This is a genomic window from Xanthomonas cissicola (genome assembly GCF_008801575.1).
Taxonomy (GTDB): Bacteria; Pseudomonadota; Gammaproteobacteria; order Xanthomonadales; family Xanthomonadaceae; genus Xanthomonas; species Xanthomonas cissicola.
Genome location: NZ_VZPL01000182.1, coordinates 1 through 1,545 on the forward strand (window position 1 = coordinate 1; position 1,545 = coordinate 1,545).

Genomic DNA, 1,545 nt, shown 5'->3' on the forward strand with positions numbered 1-1,545 from the left:
CGGCCTGGCCAAAAACACCGCACACGTGCTGACCTTGTTTGCGCTCTCCAATCTGTGGATGAAGCGAAAGCAGTTGCTGCCGGCTATGGGGAGCGTGCGCCTGTAAACCAGGAAATTCCCACGGAAAACGCCAGAAATGGCGAAATTCCAAAGATTCAAACGCCACTCTTCGGAACGACGCGACATCCCGCACTCTCAGGCCTCGTTATTCAGACCTTCCTTAGCCTACCGCTCTGTCGTCTAAAAACATTTATTTCCGACGCTCTCATCGAAGATTCCTTTCGACCGATCATTGCGCGCCTCGCTCTATCCTGATTGCCTTACCAAAGACGTCCCGAGCAATCGATGTTCGTGCAGATTCGGGAAGCTGCACCCACACGGGCGCGTCATAGACCGGTTGATCGAACACCTGGTAACCCGTGCGCGTCTGAGCACCTCGCGGGTTCGTGACTAGGGTTTGTGCGCCAGGCAGATACTGCGTGATCGTGGTCAGCAATCCCTGCTCGCTGTCCTGCGATACCGCAGTGGGCCTGCCCACCACGTCGAATTCGGTCCAGATCCCAGTGCTCGCCGCTTCGGTGCTGCTCGGGTAAGACGCAAAGACGGCTCGTCCCTCATGGTCGTAGGCGAAGCGCTTGGTCCGCAGCGTTCCCGCCAAGTTTGCCGCGTCGTATTCCCGCGTCAACAGCGGCTGCCACAGCGCATCAAAGTAAGTGATCTTCTGCGCGTTCCCGGTAGTCACGGTCTGGCGCCAGTGGCCAGCGCCGATGCCATATTCGTCGCTCCCCACCCGCTCGAACGTCTGTGCAGTCGAGTTCCACGCTGTGCTGTCGCCCGATGGGTAGTTCGTGGCATTCAGCCGCCCCATCGCGTCATAACCATACGTGGTCGCAAATCCATTCTCGTCGGTGGTCTGACGAATCCACCCGTTGTCGTCCACCGAGGCGGACTTGGCCGTGCCATCGGCATTTGCAACCGTTTGGGGAATGCCACGCTTCCAACCGGACAGGGTCGTTGCATTTCCCAGGCCATCCTTGACCTGGGCCAGGGTCCCATCGGGATTGTAGGTATAGGTTGCAACCACCTTTCCGTTGCGCCGTTCCGTCTGGGGTAATGCATTGGCGCCATAGTCAATCTGAGAGGTCGCGATGCCTGTGTTGATGTTGCGAGCAATGGCAGTTTGCCCCAAGACCCAAGCGCCGCGTTCGTCGTAATACGTGGTCTCGTCAGTGCGGCTGTGCCAGGGACTGAAGCGTTCGATCCGCAACGGACGGGCGAACTCATCGAAACACGGCTGGCCACTGCAATCGGCCACACGCCAAACGAACTGATCGCCATTGCCTATGGTCGTCACTTGACGGGCTGGCCGATGCTCTGCTGCCACAGTGTTATCACCCCAATCGCCCGCTGGATACATAGTCGTCCCTGAAAAACCCCTGTCAAACCTCCATTGCCATGTTTGCGAGCCGCATAGTGCTTGAGCACGTTGAGGAACGCTCCCGCACCACCTGCAACCAGGCACGCAAAAAGGCGATCCAGCGCAGC

The 1,545-nt window shown here is 58.5% G+C and carries 3 pseudogenes; 1 reads left to right on the forward strand and 2 read right to left on the reverse strand.

Annotation, left to right across the window (positions count from 1 at the left end):
* Positions 1-106, forward strand: a pseudogene (locus tag F7R02_RS25255) (IS5/IS1182 family transposase); the annotation flags it as partial.
* 183 nt (positions 107-289) lie between these two features.
* Here F7R02_RS25255 and F7R02_RS25265 read toward each other — a convergent pair.
* Both F7R02_RS25265 and F7R02_RS26755 read right to left on the reverse strand, forming a co-directional pair.
* Positions 290-1,432, reverse strand: a pseudogene (locus tag F7R02_RS25265) (RHS repeat domain-containing protein); the annotation flags it as partial.
* Positions 1,351-1,545: pseudogene (locus F7R02_RS26755) on the reverse strand (hypothetical protein); the annotation flags it as partial. The pseudogenes F7R02_RS26755 and F7R02_RS25265, both read right to left, overlap by 82 nt.